11 protein-coding genes are annotated in these 17,006 nt (G+C 48.7%); 7 read left to right on the forward strand and 4 right to left on the reverse strand.

Annotated features, from left to right (window positions below; translation table 11 throughout):
- Nucleotides 1-204 precede the first annotated feature (204 nt).
- The 5 genes from B050_RS0108390 to B050_RS0108410 all read left to right on the forward strand — a co-directional run bounded on the left by B050_RS0108390 (nucleotide 205) and on the right by B050_RS0108410 (nucleotide 10,512).
- The gene (locus B050_RS0108390) at nucleotides 205-1,488 is read left to right on the forward strand and encodes a glycoside hydrolase family 117 protein (RefSeq protein ID WP_018473465.1); all 1,284 of its coding nucleotides are present in this window, start codon (nucleotides 205-207) and stop codon (nucleotides 1,486-1,488) included.
- A 375-nt stretch (nucleotides 1,489-1,863) separates the two neighbouring features.
- On the forward strand, nucleotides 1,864-3,957 hold the full coding sequence (locus B050_RS0108395; RefSeq protein ID WP_018473466.1) for a T9SS type A sorting domain-containing protein: 2,094 nt from the start codon (nucleotides 1,864-1,866) through the stop codon (nucleotides 3,955-3,957).
- A 193-nt stretch (nucleotides 3,958-4,150) separates the two neighbouring features.
- Nucleotides 4,151-6,802 carry a sialidase family protein gene (locus B050_RS0108400; RefSeq protein WP_018473467.1) on the forward strand — a complete coding sequence of 884 codons (2,652 nt, stop codon included), beginning with the start codon at nucleotides 4,151-4,153 and terminating at the stop codon, nucleotides 6,800-6,802.
- Nucleotides 6,803-6,870: 68 nt separating this feature from the next.
- Nucleotides 6,871-8,673 (forward strand): sulfatase-like hydrolase/transferase, encoded by a 1,803-nt coding sequence (locus B050_RS0108405; RefSeq protein WP_018473468.1) that lies wholly within the window; start codon nucleotides 6,871-6,873, stop codon nucleotides 8,671-8,673.
- 57 nt (nucleotides 8,674-8,730) lie between these two features.
- Nucleotides 8,731-10,512, forward strand: a complete 1,782-nt coding sequence (locus tag B050_RS0108410) for an arylsulfatase (RefSeq protein WP_018473469.1) — start codon at nucleotides 8,731-8,733, stop codon at nucleotides 10,510-10,512.
- Between the two features lie 122 nt (nucleotides 10,513-10,634).
- Here B050_RS0108410 and B050_RS0108415 read toward each other — a convergent pair whose 3' ends face one another.
- From B050_RS0108415 to B050_RS0108435, 4 genes are all read right to left on the reverse strand, one after another.
- Entirely contained in the window at nucleotides 10,635-11,855 is a 1,221-nt protein-coding gene (locus B050_RS0108415) for an NAD(P)/FAD-dependent oxidoreductase (RefSeq protein ID WP_018473470.1), read from the reverse strand.
- An 87-nt stretch (nucleotides 11,856-11,942) separates the two neighbouring features.
- Nucleotides 11,943-12,251, reverse strand: coding sequence for a 2Fe-2S iron-sulfur cluster-binding protein (locus B050_RS0108420; RefSeq protein WP_018473471.1), 309 nt, complete (start codon nucleotides 12,249-12,251; stop codon nucleotides 11,943-11,945).
- Nucleotides 12,252-12,293: 42 nt separating this feature from the next.
- Nucleotides 12,294-13,445: a cytochrome P450 gene (locus tag B050_RS0108425; RefSeq protein ID WP_018473472.1), complete on the reverse strand. Its 1,152-nt coding sequence runs from the start codon at nucleotides 13,443-13,445 to the stop codon at nucleotides 12,294-12,296.
- A gap of 547 nt (nucleotides 13,446-13,992) precedes the next feature.
- On the reverse strand, nucleotides 13,993-14,835 hold the full coding sequence (locus B050_RS0108435; protein ID WP_018473474.1) for an AraC family transcriptional regulator: 843 nt from the start codon (nucleotides 14,833-14,835) through the stop codon (nucleotides 13,993-13,995).
- A 166-nt stretch (nucleotides 14,836-15,001) separates the two neighbouring features.
- On the opposite strand from B050_RS0108435, the gene B050_RS0108440 reads away from it, so the two are divergent.
- Both B050_RS0108440 and B050_RS0108445 read left to right on the forward strand, forming a co-directional pair.
- On the forward strand, nucleotides 15,002-16,129 hold the full coding sequence (locus tag B050_RS0108440; RefSeq protein WP_018473475.1) for a Zn-dependent alcohol dehydrogenase: 1,128 nt from the start codon (nucleotides 15,002-15,004) through the stop codon (nucleotides 16,127-16,129).
- Nucleotides 16,126-16,953, forward strand: a complete 828-nt coding sequence (locus tag B050_RS0108445; RefSeq protein ID WP_018473476.1) for an alpha/beta hydrolase — start codon at nucleotides 16,126-16,128, stop codon at nucleotides 16,951-16,953. Before B050_RS0108440 ends, B050_RS0108445 begins: the two co-directional genes overlap by 4 nt.
- Nucleotides 16,954-17,006 lie beyond the last annotated feature (53 nt).

The following is a 17,006-nucleotide window of genomic DNA, read 5'->3' on the forward strand; positions in this document are numbered from 1 at the left end:
CTGGCGGCGGAGGGTTTTTTCGCAAGATATCAGTGACGTTCAATCCTTGCTTTGCTGTAAAATCAATGCGGCAGCGGGGAATGAAGGATACCGATTTATAGGACACCTTTACTTATTAGGATTATTTTATTTGCGCGGAGCGCAAAAGCAATAAGTATCAAGAAATAAGAAAACCGAAAAATATAACGATAAACCAAAACGAATATGAAAACCAACCCAATCGGAATTAGGGTGATGACGGTGCTGGGGCTGACTGTCCTCAGCTGCTGCAACAGCCCTGAGAAGGAGACCATCACGGAAGTAAAGGAGAAGCCCAGCGGAATATTTCCTCATAAGATGCCTAGCGAGAAGCCTGACTTTGAGATGAGTGATGCCATGGATCGTATGTTTGATTATCCTGCTCCAAGGGTGCAGGATAATGAGCTTTTTAGCCAATTTAAATATACCCGCTTGCAGGGATTCGACTATAATAATGGAGATGGGACGGTGTCCCGTCGTGATCCTTCACGGCCCATCAAGGTGGATGGAACCTATTATATCTACTATACCAAGCGAGATACCAAGGTGCCGCCGATAGGGGCGAATAGAGCTGCGGAGGCGACGGATGAGATTCCTTCCACCGACTGGGATCTATGTGATATCTGGTATGCCACCAGCGAGGATGGCCTGACCTGGGAGGAGCAGGGAGTGGCAGTGGCGAGACCCGAAAAGCCCAATTCTGGATGGAGGTCTGTCGCCACGCCGGATATATTGGTTTGGAAAGGCAAGTATTATTTATACTATCAGGCTTTTGATGAGCCAAGTGGACTGCGAGGCGACTGGTGTCCGGTATCGGTTTCCTATGCTGACTCGCCTCAGGGGCCATGGAAGCATGGCGCAGATAAGGTAATTCCTTTTGGGAAGAAAGGGGAGTGGGATCAGGATGCGACACATGACCCTATGCCCATCGTCTATAATGGCAAAATCCATATCTACTATAAAGCGGCCTATAACAAATGGCCTGATATCCGCGATAAATATGCGGTGGCTCATGGCTTGGCCATTGCGGAAGACCCCTTGGGGCCATTCGAAAAGCACCCGCTAAACCCAGTCCTAAACTCAGGACATGAGACGACTTATTTTCCCTTCAAGGAGGGCATTGCAGCGTTAGCCATTAAGGATGGTAATGAGCGGGAGACCATGCAGTATTCTGAGGATGGGGTGAATTTCCATATCGCCTCCAGTGTTTCTTTGACTCCTACTGCCGCCGCCCCATACACTCCGGATGCCTTTACTAATACGGATTATGGCAAGGGCATTACCTGGGGACTATGCCACTTTACCAATGCCGGCAAGCATCCCGAGCAGTATTCTATCATGGCGCGATTTGACTGCGACCTGAGTTTGGATTATGATGAACCCGCCTTCAAAAACTCCGGCGTATATCATAAGCCTGATGTTTATTTTAGACAAGGCATCGGCGGGATCAAGCGTAAGGTGGACGAATAAAAATACAATTGGAGAATATCATTTCTCCAGAATCTATGGTATAGGTTTTAGTTTATGAAAAATCAAAACCCAATTCCCAGCCCCATTAGTAGTGGGGCTGGTTTTTTTTTTTTAGGCATAGACATTCGCAGGTGTGATCTTTTTTAGTTATGCTATTTGAATGGGCGGGTAGGACAATAGGGTTTTTGTGATGGTTTTTTTTTGAATATAAGCTGGCTAGGGGTAAGCCAGGTGCGGGAGGATTGGGGTTTAGAACATATGTGGCAGAAGTCAAAACATGTTGACAAGGCTGGAATGGATACTCTCGATACCTTTAGCCTGTCCCCTAACCATGAGTGGTGAATGGACCTATAATAACCAAAACCAAAATAACCTATGATTACCAAGTTTATCTATAGAACCGGTCTGGTGATGATTTCCGGTTTCCCTTTTTTCGGGCAGGCGCAGACCTTAGTGGAATTTGATCCGAGCTGTGTCCGCTATATCAATCAAACCACCGAGCTGGACCGCAGCAAATATTTCAATATCCATTCTTCAGGCAATGACGCCGAGCATACGGCCTTATACCAGGACTATAATGTGGGCCAGGGGAGAGGGTTTTGGGGAGCTTTCTCTGCGGCAAAGCAGCAAACCGGTGAGGTAGGCGAATACCCCAGCCTCAAAACTGGGGACCAATCGCTGAGGCCTGTAAATCGCAAGATCGGGACAGAGCATCCTTCCAGCGCCTTCAAAGACGGGATGGACATCGAAAAGGCTGGCGACTGGGCAGTAAATTACTTCAACTATTGGGTGAGTGATGAGGAGCGGCCGGAATACTTTGAAGTCATGAATGAGCCATTTGTCCATGCCAAGGACTTCTACCAAGGCGGCTGGAACAATGATGAAAACCAAAGGATAAAGCGTCAGATGGCCGAATTATATGCTAGTGTAGGGAGGAAAATGAACCAGGCGCCTTCGCTAGCCAATATGAAAGTCATTGGCTATTCCAGTGCCTGGCCCTCTATGGAGCTGCAGGATTTTGGACATTGGAATGATAATATGCAGCTCTTTATGGATATCGCCGGCGAAGAGATGCATGCCTTTGCCACGCACCTATATGATGGAGTGAATGTGGAAGGCCAGGATAATAAACGCAGCGGCAGCAATGCTGAGGCCATCCTCGACCTCATCGAAAACTATAGCTATATCAAATGGGATGAGGTCAAGCCTCACGCCATCTCTGAATATGGAGCCATCGAAAAAGGCTATGGAGATGATTATAGCGATCTGGCTAGCATCCAGACCGTCCGCTCGATCAACCATATCCTGTTTAGCCTGCTGGAGCGGGAGGATCGAATGGAAATTTCTATCCCCTTCATCACCGGAAAAGCACAGTGGCATATCAATGAAGCCAATAACTATCAGCCCTACCAGGCGGTACTCTGGAAGCCCACCAATATCGGGGAGCCAAATCCCGCAGGATGGGAATATACCCCGCGGATCCACTTCTATGAATTATGGAAAGAGGTAAGAGGAAATCGCGTATGGGTAAAGTCTAATAATCCAGATATCCAGGTTCAGGCTTTTCTGGAGGGTAAGAAAGTATTCCTGGCCCTAAACAATTTGGATGATCAGGAACAGCAAATTCAATTGTCAAACTTCGCTAAGGTGGAGACTTCCGCCGTCACTACCAAACGTCTGAAAATATACGCCGACCAGCTACCAGAGATGAGCGAGGAGGAGGCAACTACTATCCCCGCAGCGTTGACCATGGTCGCTGGGGAGACCCTTGTGATGGAAATCACCCTCGCCGAAGCTCCTTCTGCTTCCAATACGGTGCATACCAAACATTATTATTCCAAGCAATACCTCCAAACCATTGTGCAGGGAGAGGCCATTGCCTATTCCTTTGGTGGGGTGGAGAAGTCAGCGGATGGCTATGCCTACCTGCGCATGAGCATCGGCAGGAAGCATGACCGGAGCAAGCAGCCTGTGGTCATGGTAAATGGTCATGAGGTGGCAGTTCCGGACAACTGGAAAGGCTACGATCAGGCGAATAGAGAAGATTTCTTTGGGATGATAGAAATCCCCGTGCCTTATGCTTTCCTCCAGGAGGAAAACGAAGTGTCTGTCACCTTCCCTGATTCCAATGGCCGGATCAGCTCACTGATCTTGCAGGTACATAGCTTTGATGAGCCTCAGCAACAGCTGGTGGTGGGGCTGAAGGATAAGAGTAAAAATCAAAATGGATTTAAATTTTATCCTAATCCCACCGAAAGGATGCTTTCGATCTCCTGGGATAAGGAGCTGGGGGATGATGATCCGCAGGTAAATCTATATTCCCAAGAGGGGTTTGAAATCAGGGCCATGCAGACCAAATTCCTCCCTCAAAAGGCCCTGCTGGACCTTGGTGACCTGAGACCCGGGCTATATACTGCCTATATTCATATGGGTGGTCAGTCTGCCTATGGCAAGGTGATCAAGAAATAAAAACAGAGGGTATTTAGAGAACAGAAGGTGATTCGTAAGGCTGAGGCCCGCTTCGGACCTCCTTTATTGGCCTTAGGAAAATACCTCATTGATTGGCCGACTTACCTGTGCTGCTTATCATGGCTAAGGCCGGCTCTCATCGATTAGAATAAGTGATTTGGAACAAGCCACTACTATTTAATATAAATTATAGATGATCAGGAAAGTTATTTTCATAGCCAGCCTTATTCCTACCCTGGCTTTTGGACAGAGTGCTGAGGAATATTTTGAAAGGATCAAAACCCAAAAGGTGATTTCTGATCCTGAGGTACAGTGGCAGAATTTTGGTCCGGGAATGTCGGGGTATTGCGAGGAGTTTTGGTGTCATCCCACAGATCCTTCGGTGATGTTTATGGGGCCAGATATGCACGTGAGTTATGGCAGCTGGGATGGAGGGGAATCCTGGCAATCGCTTAAGGATCCGGATGGCTTAGGCCAGGATATGAAGCGGGTGTTGGACCTTGACTTTTCTCTGCAACAGCCAGATTTTGGGATGGCGATCGATTGGAATGGATGGATCTATCAGACCAGCAACAGAGGACGGTCCTGGCAGCGAATAGGGGAGTTTGGACAGAACTATAAGGATATCGGCATTGACCCCAATGATCCTGAGGCCTTCTCCAAAGGCTGGTACGCTGAGCAGCGTGGCACCCGGCACAGTGAGCTAGCGGTGGACCCCACCAATGACCAAGTGTGGTATGTGGGTGCGGGGGATTTTTGGAATGTGAAAAGTAATCATCGCTCGCAGGCGAAGCCCCATGGGGAGCCACTGAAATATGCCGCCTATGGGTATATCTGGAAAACGGTGGACCAGGGAAAAACTTGGCAAAAGATCACCAAGGGAATTCCGGAAACCACCGAAGTTGGCAAAATAATCGTCAACCCCAGGCATGCTGATAGCCTGGTGATGGCCACCAATATGGGCTTGATGCTCAGTGCAGACGGAGGCATGAGCTGGACTGATGGGGGAGAGGGCTTGCCACATAACCTTCCCCGGGACCTTACTTCCTATTATGATGAGGCCTCAGGGGAATTTATCCTGTACCTGCTGGAGCAGACGGTCTATACCCCTGCGGGAGAGACGGTATATTCCGAAGGCGGAGTATATCGAAGTGCCGATGGTGGCAAGACCTGGGCGTCCATAAGCGGAAATTTATCCTTTGACCTCTCCGCAATGGATTACCCTGCTGAGTTGGATCGGTATCATCGCAGCATGGCCCATTGGTTTGGGATCAGCAAGCAGGAATCCAAAGCGCGCTTTAGCCAATTGCCGCAGGCCATAATGCCGGTGTACAATAGGATAGTGGTAAGTCCACTGGACAAGGATGAGCTGTATATAAGTTATAATAAAAAGCATGATTTCAGCTTCGGTCCTGGCGACGTATGGAGAAGCCTAGACGGTGGCCGGTCCTGGAAGGTGGTGACGCGCCACGGTACTTATTGGGAAAAAGGCAGCGACGAGGCGTATTGGTCAGAGCGCTCCAATCCCAGTGAGCCGAATATAGATTTTGCCCATCTCGAGGAGTATATGAAGAGCAGCTCAGAGAGCTCCGGAAATCGCATGATGGAGATCAATTCACTAGGTGAGCTGTTTGTCGGCATAGACCAGCAGACGCTGAAGTCCACCGATAAGGGCGAGTCCTGGAAGCAGATCGATGATGATGAGACCAGCCCAGACTCTGGCCACTGGATCGGGAGAGGAGGAAGTAATCTTCCGGGTAGATATATGCTGCTCGAGACGGGGATTACTGAGCGGAGGCTGCTGAGCAGTGGCGAGCATGGCCTCTGGCAGACGGTGGCAGCGATCGACTGGCCAGATCCCCAGGCGGTGGCAGTACAGCAGATCGAAGGTCAGGTTCATCCTCATGGAGCACATTCCGTATCCACCGTGGCTGTCCATCCCCAGGATCCAAATATCATCTATATTCTGTCTTGGCGACAGGATCATAGAGGCAAGCTGAGGAGGACCCTTGATGGAGGAAAAACCTGGGAGAATATTGCCAGCATCTTTGATGCCGACAATAATGGTTGGGAAGGCCTGGCCGCCCAAAATTCTCTGCTAATAGACCCCCAAAAGCCCGACAATATGTACTTCTGTGCCACCAAAAACATGATTTCTGAGGTAGGCGCCGGCAATGGCCCTAAACTCAGCAAAGGAGGCTATGGTTTTTATAAATCCACCGATGGAGGATACACCTGGACCCTCTCCAATGCCGGACTGCCGGCGGATGCGAGTGTCCGCAGGTTGATGCTGGATCCCGCAGATCCTAAGCAGATCTATGCCGCAGTCAATAGCCAAAATGGAGGCTTATACAAATCGGTCGATCAGGGTGATAGCTGGGAGAAGCAGACTATTCCCGCTCAGATCCAGTCCGTCAATAATGTATTTATCGACAGGAATACACAGGCTATTTTCCTGTCCACCGGCCGACGGACAGGCAGCTATGAAGAGGGAGGGGTGTGGAAGTCCTCCGACCAGGGACAGACCTGGCAGCAGCTATTCAAAGCTCCCTTTGTATGGCAGGCAGAAAGCTCCCCTGTCAATCCGGACCTGATAGTGATCAGTGTGGCTGGACAGGCGGTGAGCATGGCGGATGACTTCATGAACCCCGGCATCTACCTCTCCACAGATGCGGGAGCCTCATGGACCAAGATCAATAAGGGACTTGGTCAGCCGGACAAAATCGTGGATGTGAAGCCTGATCCCTATAACGAAAATATCCTCTGGTGTGCCTCCTGGGGCGCTGGATGGTATATCACTTACCTGAATGGATACCAAGGCTCCTGGCTCCCTTCGGGAAAATAGATTGACCTCGGTTGGAAGAATTTTCTTTGCCGCAGGCCAGATAAATACACACTAAACTCCTCATTACGATGAAAATCAACCTTGGCTTAAGCCTATTTATCCTCCTTCTTCTCCCTCAGGGGAGCTATGCTCAGCAGAAAGAAGAGCAGCCTAATGTGCTATGGATCCTTACGGATGACCAGCGATATGATGCGATTCAGGCCTTTAATGAGATTCTAAGCGGTCAGGAGATGAGTGAATTGGGCTATGTGGAGTCTCCTAATGTGGATCGGCTGGTGGCGGAAGGGACCACTTTTATCAATACTTACTGTCAGGCGGCGGCCTGCGCCCCATCGAGGGCTTCCATGCATTTTGGACGCTATCCCTTCAAGTCTGGGGTGTATGAGTTTGAATACCATAATACTATGGCGGCACACGTGAGCCCCACCTTGCCGGAGCAGATGGAGGCGATGGGCTACCAGACCTTGCATATCGGAAAGCTGGGAGTGCGGCTGAAGACCCTGGAAAACCAGCGTATGGTCAATGCGGCGATTTACCAGACGAGCATCGACTCAAAGCTGCTTGCGAAAGAGGGACTTTGCGAATGGGGTAAAGATTGGATATATGAGGTGGACGGGCAGAAATTTTCTCCTCCACTGAAGAGTATAGAGTTTTTTGTTAGCCCTTCGGGCCAAATTGAATATTGCTCCAACGAGCTGGAGGATAGGCTCCCCGAGCGGGCTGGTACCACTGCAGCAACGGTGGAGAAGTATGATTTGCTGCGTCATTATAATGAAAAGAAAGGAAAATCGGATGAGTCGGGAATGATACTCGCCGGGGTTAGCCCGCGCCCCGCCGGATATACTCGAGATGGGTATTATGTCCAAGCTTTACAACAGTTCCTGACTCACCCCAATACTGATTTTGAGATGGGCAAATTATCCTTTCAGGGTGTGGATAGTTCCAAGCCTTTGTTTTGTCATATTGGTTTTGACTTTCCCCATACCCCAGTCCTGCCACCGGAAGATTATAGGAAGCGGTTTGCGCAGCATCAGTATCAGGTCCCGGACTTTAGTGAGGAGGAGTGGGAGCAGCTTCCAGCACAGCTGAAGAAGCAGGTGGCCAACGGCTATTCGGATCACTTCACCGCGGAAGAAAAGCAAAAAATGATTCAGGATTACTATGCTTTTTGCGCGTATGGGGATGCCTTGGTGGGGCAGGCAGTGGAGGATTTTGTGGATTATAGCGAGTCCAATGGCCAGGAATGGATGATCGTCTATGTCTGCGGGGATCATGGCTGGAAGCTGAATGATCATGGTTCGGTATCAAAATTTACTCCCTGGGAGGTGGATACTCATAATCCCATCGTGGTGGTCTCCTCGGATCAGAAGGCTTTTCCTCCGGGGAAGGTGGTTTATGATTTTACGGAATTTGTGGATATCGCCCCCACCATCATGGCAGCTGGGGGAGCGGATTTATCAGCCACAGCCTATGGCTATCTGGATGGCTATGACCTATCGCTGATAGAGAAGGGGCAGGTAAGTCCACGCTCTTATGTGCTGGGAGAAAATCATGCTGTCACTGGCCCGCGTGCGTTTATTCGTACCAAGGACTATGTCTTTTCGATGCAAAGCCGCCCCGATAAGGTGCGAGGAAATCAGATGGACTGGGCCCAAAATGCCTCCTATGAGGAGCTGGACCCCGCGCTATACCATACCAGTGCTGATCCGAAAGAGCTTCATAATCTGGCCTTTGAGGCGGAGTATCAGCAGATAGCGATGGAACTTAAAGAAATCCTACTCTCCGAGGTACTTGGTGAGGATAGGGTGGAGGTAAATTGGGGGCAGGATGCCCGGGGAACAGAAGTCTATACCCTCAGCCAGCAGAAGTAGTCGAATTGTTCTCGGCCGATTGTATCAATTTTGCCCCAAAACCTTAGCAATAATCCTATGAAAAATCAGCTTCTTTTTGGCTTTCTGATTGCGGCACTAGTTCTTCAGCGGAGCTTCGCTCAAAGTACTGCCTTTGCGCCAAATGTGATCCTTATTCTTACCGATGATCAGGGGATTGGGGATTTGGCTTGCCACGGAAACCCATGGATCAATACGCCGAATATAGATGCATTTTATGAGGAGGCGGTGCGGATGACCGATTTTCATGTCAGTCCAATGTGCACTCCGACGCGGGCAGCGATCATGACCGGGCAGTACCCGATTCATAATGGGGCCTGGGCGACCTACAAAGGCCGGGATATGCTGGCCGCTTCGCAGCAGACGATGGCGGATATTTTTCTGGCAAATGGCTATCAAACCGCCTTATTTGGTAAATGGCATTTAGGGGACAATTATCCCTCTAGACCTACGGACAGTGGCTTTGGCTATGCCGTGCACCATAAAGCGGGCGGGGTAAATGAACTTTCCGATTATTGGGGTAATAGCTATTTTGACGATGTGTATTATGTGAATAATACCCCCACAGCCTTTGAAGGGTACTGCACGGATGTATGGTTTGAGGAGGCGATGAAGTATATGAAACAACAAAAGGAGGATCCATTTTTCGTGTATCTGGCCACCAATGCGCCTCATTCCCCATTTTATGTGGATGAAAAATACTCCGATCCTTATAAGCCCTTGGAGGAAGCCGGAAAAATCGTTGATGCTAATTTCTATGGAATGATCAGCAATTTGGATGAGAATTTCGGGAAATTACGAGAATTTCTATCCAGCGAAGGCTTGGCGGAGAACACCATTATCATCTATATGACGGACAATGGCAGCTCTGCGGGAATCAGTGCAGATGGCAAAACGGGCTATAATATGGGGCTGAGGGGTAAAAAAGGTAGCCCCAGCGAGGGAGGACATCGGGTGCCGTTTTTTATCCACTGGCCCCAAGCGGGCATACTAGGAGGTAAGGACCTGGCAGCACCCGCCCAGCATGTGGACTTGATCCCTACCTTAGCCTCGCTATGTGACTTAGATATTCCCGATGATCAGGCCTTGGATGGGATGGATTTTTCTCCTTTATTATTAGCAGAAGAACAACAGCTCCCTCCGCGAAATCTATTCATTCATCACAGGCAAGACTGGCGCCCTCCTCATGCCCTGCAAGGGACCTGCATCATCAATGGAGCTTGGAGGCTGGTCAATGGGACGGAACTGTATGATATCGAGCAGGACCGCATGCAACTAAAGGATCTTTCGGCCAGTCATCCTGAGCAGCTAGAGGAGATGCTAGAGGCCAATGCGTTATTTATTGAGGAAGCTCGCGAGACGGATGAATACCAGCAGCTGCCCGTGGTGGTGATTGGTCATCCTGCTCAGGAAGAAATCACCCTGACCATTCAGCATGCTATCGGCGAGGATCAGGGAATATGGATGACCGAGCAGGTCGCCGCAGGAATGAAAAATACTAATAATACCCATGCGCTGGAAGTGGCGAGTAGCGGCACATATATCATCTCCTTGCGCAGATGGCCCATGGAATGCCCCGGCCCGATCTGGGGGATACCCGCCCATAATCCCAAAGGGCGGATGAATTACCAAACCATCCATCCCCAAAAAGCTTCCATCAGAATTGCCAATCAAATCCATGAAAAAGAGATTGTAGGAACAGAGGAGGCGGTAGAATTTAGATTGCAGCTCGAGAAGGGGAAAACCTTACTGGTCAACGATTTTCTGGAAGGAGATGAGCGCTATGGAGTCTATTATACCTATATCAGTAAGGTCGATTGAGGTGGGATTGGCCTTGTCACCTGAACCTCGCTCCTAAACTTCTTTCCACTTTTTCTGCCCATGAAGGCAGAGTACAAGAGGAAATCCTGTCCTAAAGAAAATCAGTCTCTATGGCCAAGGATTTATTTAGAGAGGGGAACTTCAGGGTTTGCCAGGAGCTCTTTATCGAGTAGGCGATCTTCCTTCATGTATTTGGTTCCCAGCACATAGGCCTTGGCATTATTGATGGCATCCACGGCCAGCAGTCGAGTTCCTTCAAAATACCATACGCTTAGCTTACGGTCGTTATCCAGCTCCCGGCGGACCACTAGATTATCATATCCTTGATTTATCCCTACCATTTGCAGCTTGGTATCATACTGATCTGACCAAAACCAAGGCAAGGCTTCATAGGAGAGAGATTGTCCCATGATGTTTTTTGCGATCAATTTGGCCTGATCCACGGCATTTTGGACGCTTTCTATCCTTACCAATCGCCTGTATCGGGGATGGATAAAGCTACAGCAATCCCCAAGGGCATAAATATCGGCTATGGAGCTTTGACAGTGATCATCGATGAGAATGCCGGAATCGGTGGTTAGCCCTGCTTCCTGAGCAAGCCGCACTGCGGGGCGCACCCCGATGCCGAAGATGGCCAGGTCGGCCACCTTGGTGGATCCATCCGTAAAAATCATAGTTACCCGATTCCCTGTTTCAGAAACAGAGCTGAGTGTTTTGCCCGGGAATAGTTGTACCCCATGGGCTTGGTGAAGGGCGCTGAAATAGTCAGCCGTCGGCTGGGCGGCTACACGGGAGAGGATCCTCTCTTCACGCTCATATAGGCTGACGGGATGGCCTAGCTTGCGCAAAGATGCGGCGGTTTCTAGCCCAATAAATCCTGCACCGATGATGGCGATTTCGGGATTTTGCAGGGATTTTAACCTTTCTTTGATGGCGACCACATCCGCAGCTGTCCTCAGGGTGTATAGGTTTTTCGCTTCCTCGATACCTGGCAGGGAAGGCATTATAGCCTTGGCACCAGTGGCCAGGACGACTTGGTCATAGGGAAGTATTTCCCCCGTGTCCAGCACAATTGTTTTGGACTCCGGGAGGATCCGGAGGACTCGTTTACCCAAGTGTAAATTGATGTTTTCGGAGCTATAGCTCTCCTCCGCCCAGAGGCTGTACTGGCTTATGGGTAGGTCTTCATTGAGGAAGGTTTTGGAGAGGGGAGGCCGGTGGTAAGGGAGGTTTGGGTCGGCATCGATCAGGTCGATACTGCCTTGATAGCCTTCCTTGCGCAGGGCAAAGGCACAATTGACGCCACCGTGGCTGGCACCGATGATGATACACTTTTGATTCATGAGACTATATATTTTACCTTTTTGGTAGAGGATGTTAGAGTGGTTCCTGCTCCTGAGGAAAGTACGAGATGGAGGGTGGTTTGAGAGTTAGTTGGCCACCGTAACGATAAGGCCTTCTGGCGCATCCTGGACCTTCACCTGACAGGCAAGCCGACTGGTATCGCTCACATTATCCTCCAGCTCCAGCATCTCCAATTCTATTTCGGAGGCGGCAGGAAGCTGCTCAAAGTGGTCCGGGTGAATGTGAATATGGCAGGTAGCGCAGCTGCAGACTCCGCCGCAGTCCCCGTCGATTCCAGAGATCCTATTGGCTTTGGCGAGCTCCATGAGGCTTCCACTTTCGGCAGAGAGTTCATAGCGCTCTTGGTTTTGGGTGATGAATATTATTTGACTCATTGGTATATAGTTTTATTGACTTAAATAAAGTTTTCTCAGTAATTAAGAAAAGGAAAGATGGATCTGATCATAGCCCACTTTTCGCTGAAATTCTCCCCAATCTTCAATATTTTCCTTTGCTTCAAGCAGTGATATTTTGATGTCATCCTCCGCTAATACCTGAAGTAGTGTCCGCAATACCTGTCGGGCATGGGTGGCACCCAGGCATTTATGAATTCCAAAGCCAAAGCCCACATGAGGGTTTAGCTGTCGCTCAAGGTTGATTTCATTAGGATTTTCGAAGGTATTTGGATCCCGATTGGCGGAGGCCCAGCAGAGTGATACCCGGCTGTCGGCCTTTACGGCATGTTCACAGATTTCGGTATCTGCAGTGACCACTCTACCCATATGGGTAAGGGGCGAAAAGTACCGCACCAGTTCTTCCACGGCGGTGGTGATGATCGCTGGGTTTGCCTTTACCGCAGGCAGCACCTGAGGTTTTGAGGCAATATAAGCAAGGGTGTTGGTGACAGCATTGATTACAGTATCTCGTCCACCCGCAAAGGTCAAAATCATTACGCCCCGTACTTCTTCTTTGGTGAATTTGCGGCCATCGATTTCACTATTCAACAATATGCTATAGAGGTCTTCGCCGGGCGATTCTTCTGCTTTCAGGATTTGTCGATCGATATAGCTATAGAGTATCTCAGCTTTGTCGCCATCCACGGCGCTGTCCTCACTTCTGAATACATGAGTACCCCAGGATATCCATGTTTCTGCCTCAGCATAAGGGATATTTAGTAATAAGGTTAAGGCCCTGGATTGCAGTTTCAAGGAAAACTCCGAAACGGCCTCTACGGAACTTTTGGCCTTCACCTCTGATAGTAATTCTCTGATGATGGCTGCTATAGCTTGCTGGTAATCAGTGTTTTCAGGTCTCCGAAACCAGTCCTCCAGAACTGAGCGGTACTTCCCGTGCAATGGAGGATCCACCTCAAAAGGTATCTGCCTTGTGTCTCGAATGCTTACTTCGGAGGGAACGACGATCCTTCCGGGTTTTGCTCCCGACTGAAAGGTTTTGACATCTTTGGCGGTTTTTCGTACATCCTTGAGCCTCAGTAGCATCATTACATCATCCTCCTGATCCTGTACAGTGCCAAATCCCTTGGCCTCTCTCTCTCCCTCGAAGGGGTCTGGAATCCCAAATTTCTCCATTGCTTTTATAGTTTATCGCTCAATAATTACTTGATGTCCTAAGGAATGAAAATAATCCTATAAACATGCTCACTACAAATTTGAGAAGTACTGCGTCCTTATTCATCCTTTATTTTGATGATTTTATACTCTATTATGTAAGGTATAGAGTATAGTAATTGGATTAAATGACAAAAAAGAATACTATGCATTAGGCAAAAGGGGATATTTAGTTTTGGATGCGGGTAGTATTTGCGGCTTATTCAGGGGGCACACCTTTGAGTATAGGCTTTGAGAATGGATGCGAGTTTCATGTGATTATCTATACCAAAGGTAGAAAAGGATTGCATTTTATACATCCCAACTATCCTCCCCTGAGGGGAAGGGACTTGGGAGATATTTGGTGGGAGTGTATAATCTATATTATTAAGAAAAAATCTAGGGCTGTTATTTTGAAGGAGGAAAATTTTAGTTTGTGCACTTTTTGCCCCTTTAGGCGTGGAGTCGATGATTCGGTTGGGGTAATGGACGATCAGTTTTATTGATAACTAATGACAAAGGTGAAAAACTAGATTTTTTGGAACATTTTTCGAAATTCCAAGGGGCTATGCTTTTTAAACTTTTTAAATTGCTTATAAAAGAAGGCTAAGCTTTCGTAGCCGCAGTCATAGGCTATTTCGGTCATCTGCTTATCTGTTTCCAGTACCAATCGGCTTGCTATATTAATTCGGTATTCGTTTAGGAAAACAAAAAAGGGCTTATGCCAGGTTTTGCTAAAAAACCTTGAAAAGGATTGCTCACTCATATGCAGATGGCCAGCCACATCCGCAAGTTTGATTTTCTCGTGAAAGTGATTTTTCACATAGTTCTGAACCTTTTGGAGTCGGTCGGTGGTGGCTGAAGACAGATCATATGAATAGGATGCCCCCGCCAATACCTCAAACTTCACCTCGGTAGCCAGATAATGCAATAGCTCCACCATTCGCAGGTATTTCTCAGTTTTAGAGGAATTTAGCACCTTAAACATCCCCTCAGTCACGGCTTTTCGGTATTCTGGAAGGAGGTATAATCCCCTCTGGGCCTGATGACATAGCTGCCTGATGTCCTTAAACCAGGGCTGATCGGCAATGATTTCCTCCCTCCATTGCAGAACCAGCGACTTGCTGGAATGACCGGCCACAGAATTGTTTTTCCAGCAATGCGGGATATTAGTTCCCAAAAGCACCAAATCCCCCGGTAGATAATCGGAGATATTATTGCCCACATACCTTATTCCACTGCTCTCTATAATGAGGGTAAGCTCCATCTCCGGATGAAAATGATAAGGAGCATCAAAATCACCTTTATGATACACAAAGGAGCGTACAGGATCCTGGTCTTCCAGGAGGACTTTTTCGAGTATGGCTTTCATGATTATGCTAAAATGCTAATTTATTTCCTAAAATATAAAATATCGTGACATAATAGAGTGGTATTAGGTCAAGATAAGTGAAGTTTAAGCAGAAGTTCCTTGGCAAATTTGTAATACTGTCCATTTTTCAGGATGGTGAATTAATAGAAGTAAACACAATTTAGCTATGAACAAAAATTTTATATCCTCCCGAGCGGCTATTGCAGATGGCAAGGGAGCATTTACCATTGAGGAGATAGCGGTGGCTAGCCCACTAGCGGATGAGGTGCTGGTAAAGGTCAAAGCAGCGGGACTCTGCCATACTGATCATGATTCACTGACTTGGGGTAAGCCCATCATTATGGGCCATGAGGGAGCAGGCTTAGTCGTGGAAGTAGGGGAGAATGTAAAGCATCTAAAGGCGGGGGATGCGGTGCTCTTAAACTGGGCCACACCCTGCATGCACTGTTTCCAATGCCAGGAAGGCAATCAGCATATTTGTGAGAATAATTCACCCGTCACCGCAGGAGGCAATGGCTATACGCCTGGCCATGCGCATTTGGATGGGAGTACCTGGAAGGGGGAGCCGATTGAGCGATCCTTTAATATAGGGACCTTGTCGGAATATACGCTGGTGAAGGCTAGCGCCTGTGTGAAGATCGATATAGCCATTCCTTTTGCAGCGGCCAGTATCCTGAGCTGTGGCGTGATGACTGGCTATGGCTCCGTGGTGAATGCGGCGCGACTTAAACCGGGCTCTTCGGCGGTGGTTTTGGGTGCTGGAGGAGTAGGGCTGAATGTCATTCAGGCCTGCCGGATAGCGGGTGCCTCCCGTATCATAGCGGTGGACATAAATAGCGAGCGGCTGAAGATGGCGAGAGCTTTTGGTGCCACAGAGCTGATCCTGGCGGATAAAGAGGATAGAGGTCTGTCAGGAGTAGCTGAGCAAGTTAAAGGAATGACCGCTGGCCGAGGTGCCGATTATGCCTTTGAGTGCACCGCTATCCCTGCGCTAGGAGCAGCCCCGCTAGCCATGGTGAGAAATGCCGGAGTGGCCGTTCAGGTGAGCGGAATAGAGGAGGAGATCACGGTGGATATGCGCTTATTTGAATGGGATAAAATATATATTAATCCACTTTATGGGCAATGTAGGCCAGAAATTGACTTTCCCAAATTATTTGATCTCTACCAAAAAGGTGATCTGATGCTCGAGGAAATGGTGACCACCACCTATCCCTTGCAAGATCTAGGTCAGGCTTTTGAGGATATGCTAGCCGGCAAAAATGCCAAGGGAGTAATTGTTTTTGAATCATGAAGAAATCAGCATTTAGAACTACGGAGATTTCCGAAGAACATATTTCAGCCGAAGGCTTAAGGTTTATCACCATCAAAAGCCCGCATCTGCAAGGCCGCGGGGATCTGTGTGTGTATATTCCCCGAGGCGTCAACACCGAAAATCTACCCATGGTGACGCTGCTGCATGGTGTCTATGGAAGTGCATGGGTCTGGGCCTTGAAAGGAGGCGCTCATCTGACCTTGCAGCGCCTGGTGGACGAAGGAAAAGTACAGCCTATGGGCCTGTTGATGCCTTCAGATGGGCTTTGGGGAGATGGTTCGGCTTATCTTCCACATCATCAGCGGGATTTTATGTCCTGGATCGCCGAGGACCTGCCTACGGCCGCCATGGAGAATTTCCCCGCTTTCAGTCCTGCGTCGCCTAGATTTATCTCAGGTCTGTCGATGGGGGGATTTGGAGCGCTGGTGGTGGGAGGACATCATGCTAGTCGATATCAGGGAATATCCGCGCACAGCGCCATCACCGATCTGGAGCAGATGGCGGATTTCGTGGAAGAATCGTGGCTGGAAATGAAGAAAGCCAGTGATTTTGGGAATGCTTTTCAGGTACTAAGCAGGGCAGGGAAAAACCTGCCACCGCTGAGATTTGACTGTGGAAAGGACGATGATCTCGCTGAGGCCAATCGTCTGCTGAGCAGGCAGCTACAGGAAGCAGGCATTGCACATGCTTTTGAGGAATTTCCTGGCGCCCATGAATGGAGCTATTGGAATAGGCATTTAGAGGATACTTTAGTATTTTTCGACCAGATCATCCAAGATGCTGACACCAAATCAAAACATTGATCAGCCTATAAAGGTTATCCAAAAAGAATAAGCGCTGGCAGTAACAAGGGCAT

Origin of the sequence: Echinicola pacifica DSM 19836, from assembly GCF_000373245.1 — a bacterium.
Taxonomy (GTDB): Bacteria; Bacteroidota; Bacteroidia; order Cytophagales; family Cyclobacteriaceae; genus Echinicola; species Echinicola pacifica.

Bases quoted from the DNA above. Each gene is read 5' to 3' on its own strand.
- B050_RS0108390 (WP_018473465.1), top strand. From the start codon at position 205: ATGAAAACCAACCCAATCGGAATTAGGGTGATGACGGTGCTGGGGCTG.
- B050_RS0108395 (WP_018473466.1), top strand. From the start codon at position 1,864: ATGATTACCAAGTTTATCTATAGAACCGGTCTGGTGATGATTTCCGGT.
- B050_RS0108400 (WP_018473467.1), top strand. From the start codon at position 4,151: ATGATCAGGAAAGTTATTTTCATAGCCAGCCTTATTCCTACCCTGGCT.
- B050_RS0108405 (WP_018473468.1), top strand. From the start codon at position 6,871: ATGAAAATCAACCTTGGCTTAAGCCTATTTATCCTCCTTCTTCTCCCT.
- B050_RS0108410 (WP_018473469.1), top strand. From the start codon at position 8,731: ATGAAAAATCAGCTTCTTTTTGGCTTTCTGATTGCGGCACTAGTTCTT.
- B050_RS0108415 (WP_018473470.1), bottom strand. From the start codon at position 11,855: ATGAATCAAAAGTGTATCATCATCGGTGCCAGCCACGGTGGCGTCAAT.
- B050_RS0108420 (WP_018473471.1), bottom strand. From the start codon at position 12,251: ATGAGTCAAATAATATTCATCACCCAAAACCAAGAGCGCTATGAACTC.
- B050_RS0108425 (WP_018473472.1), bottom strand. From the start codon at position 13,445: ATGGAGAAATTTGGGATTCCAGACCCCTTCGAGGGAGAGAGAGAGGCC.
- B050_RS0108435 (WP_018473474.1), bottom strand. From the start codon at position 14,835: ATGAAAGCCATACTCGAAAAAGTCCTCCTGGAAGACCAGGATCCTGTA.
- B050_RS0108440 (WP_018473475.1), top strand. From the start codon at position 15,002: ATGAACAAAAATTTTATATCCTCCCGAGCGGCTATTGCAGATGGCAAG.
- B050_RS0108445 (WP_018473476.1), top strand. From the start codon at position 16,126: ATGAAGAAATCAGCATTTAGAACTACGGAGATTTCCGAAGAACATATT.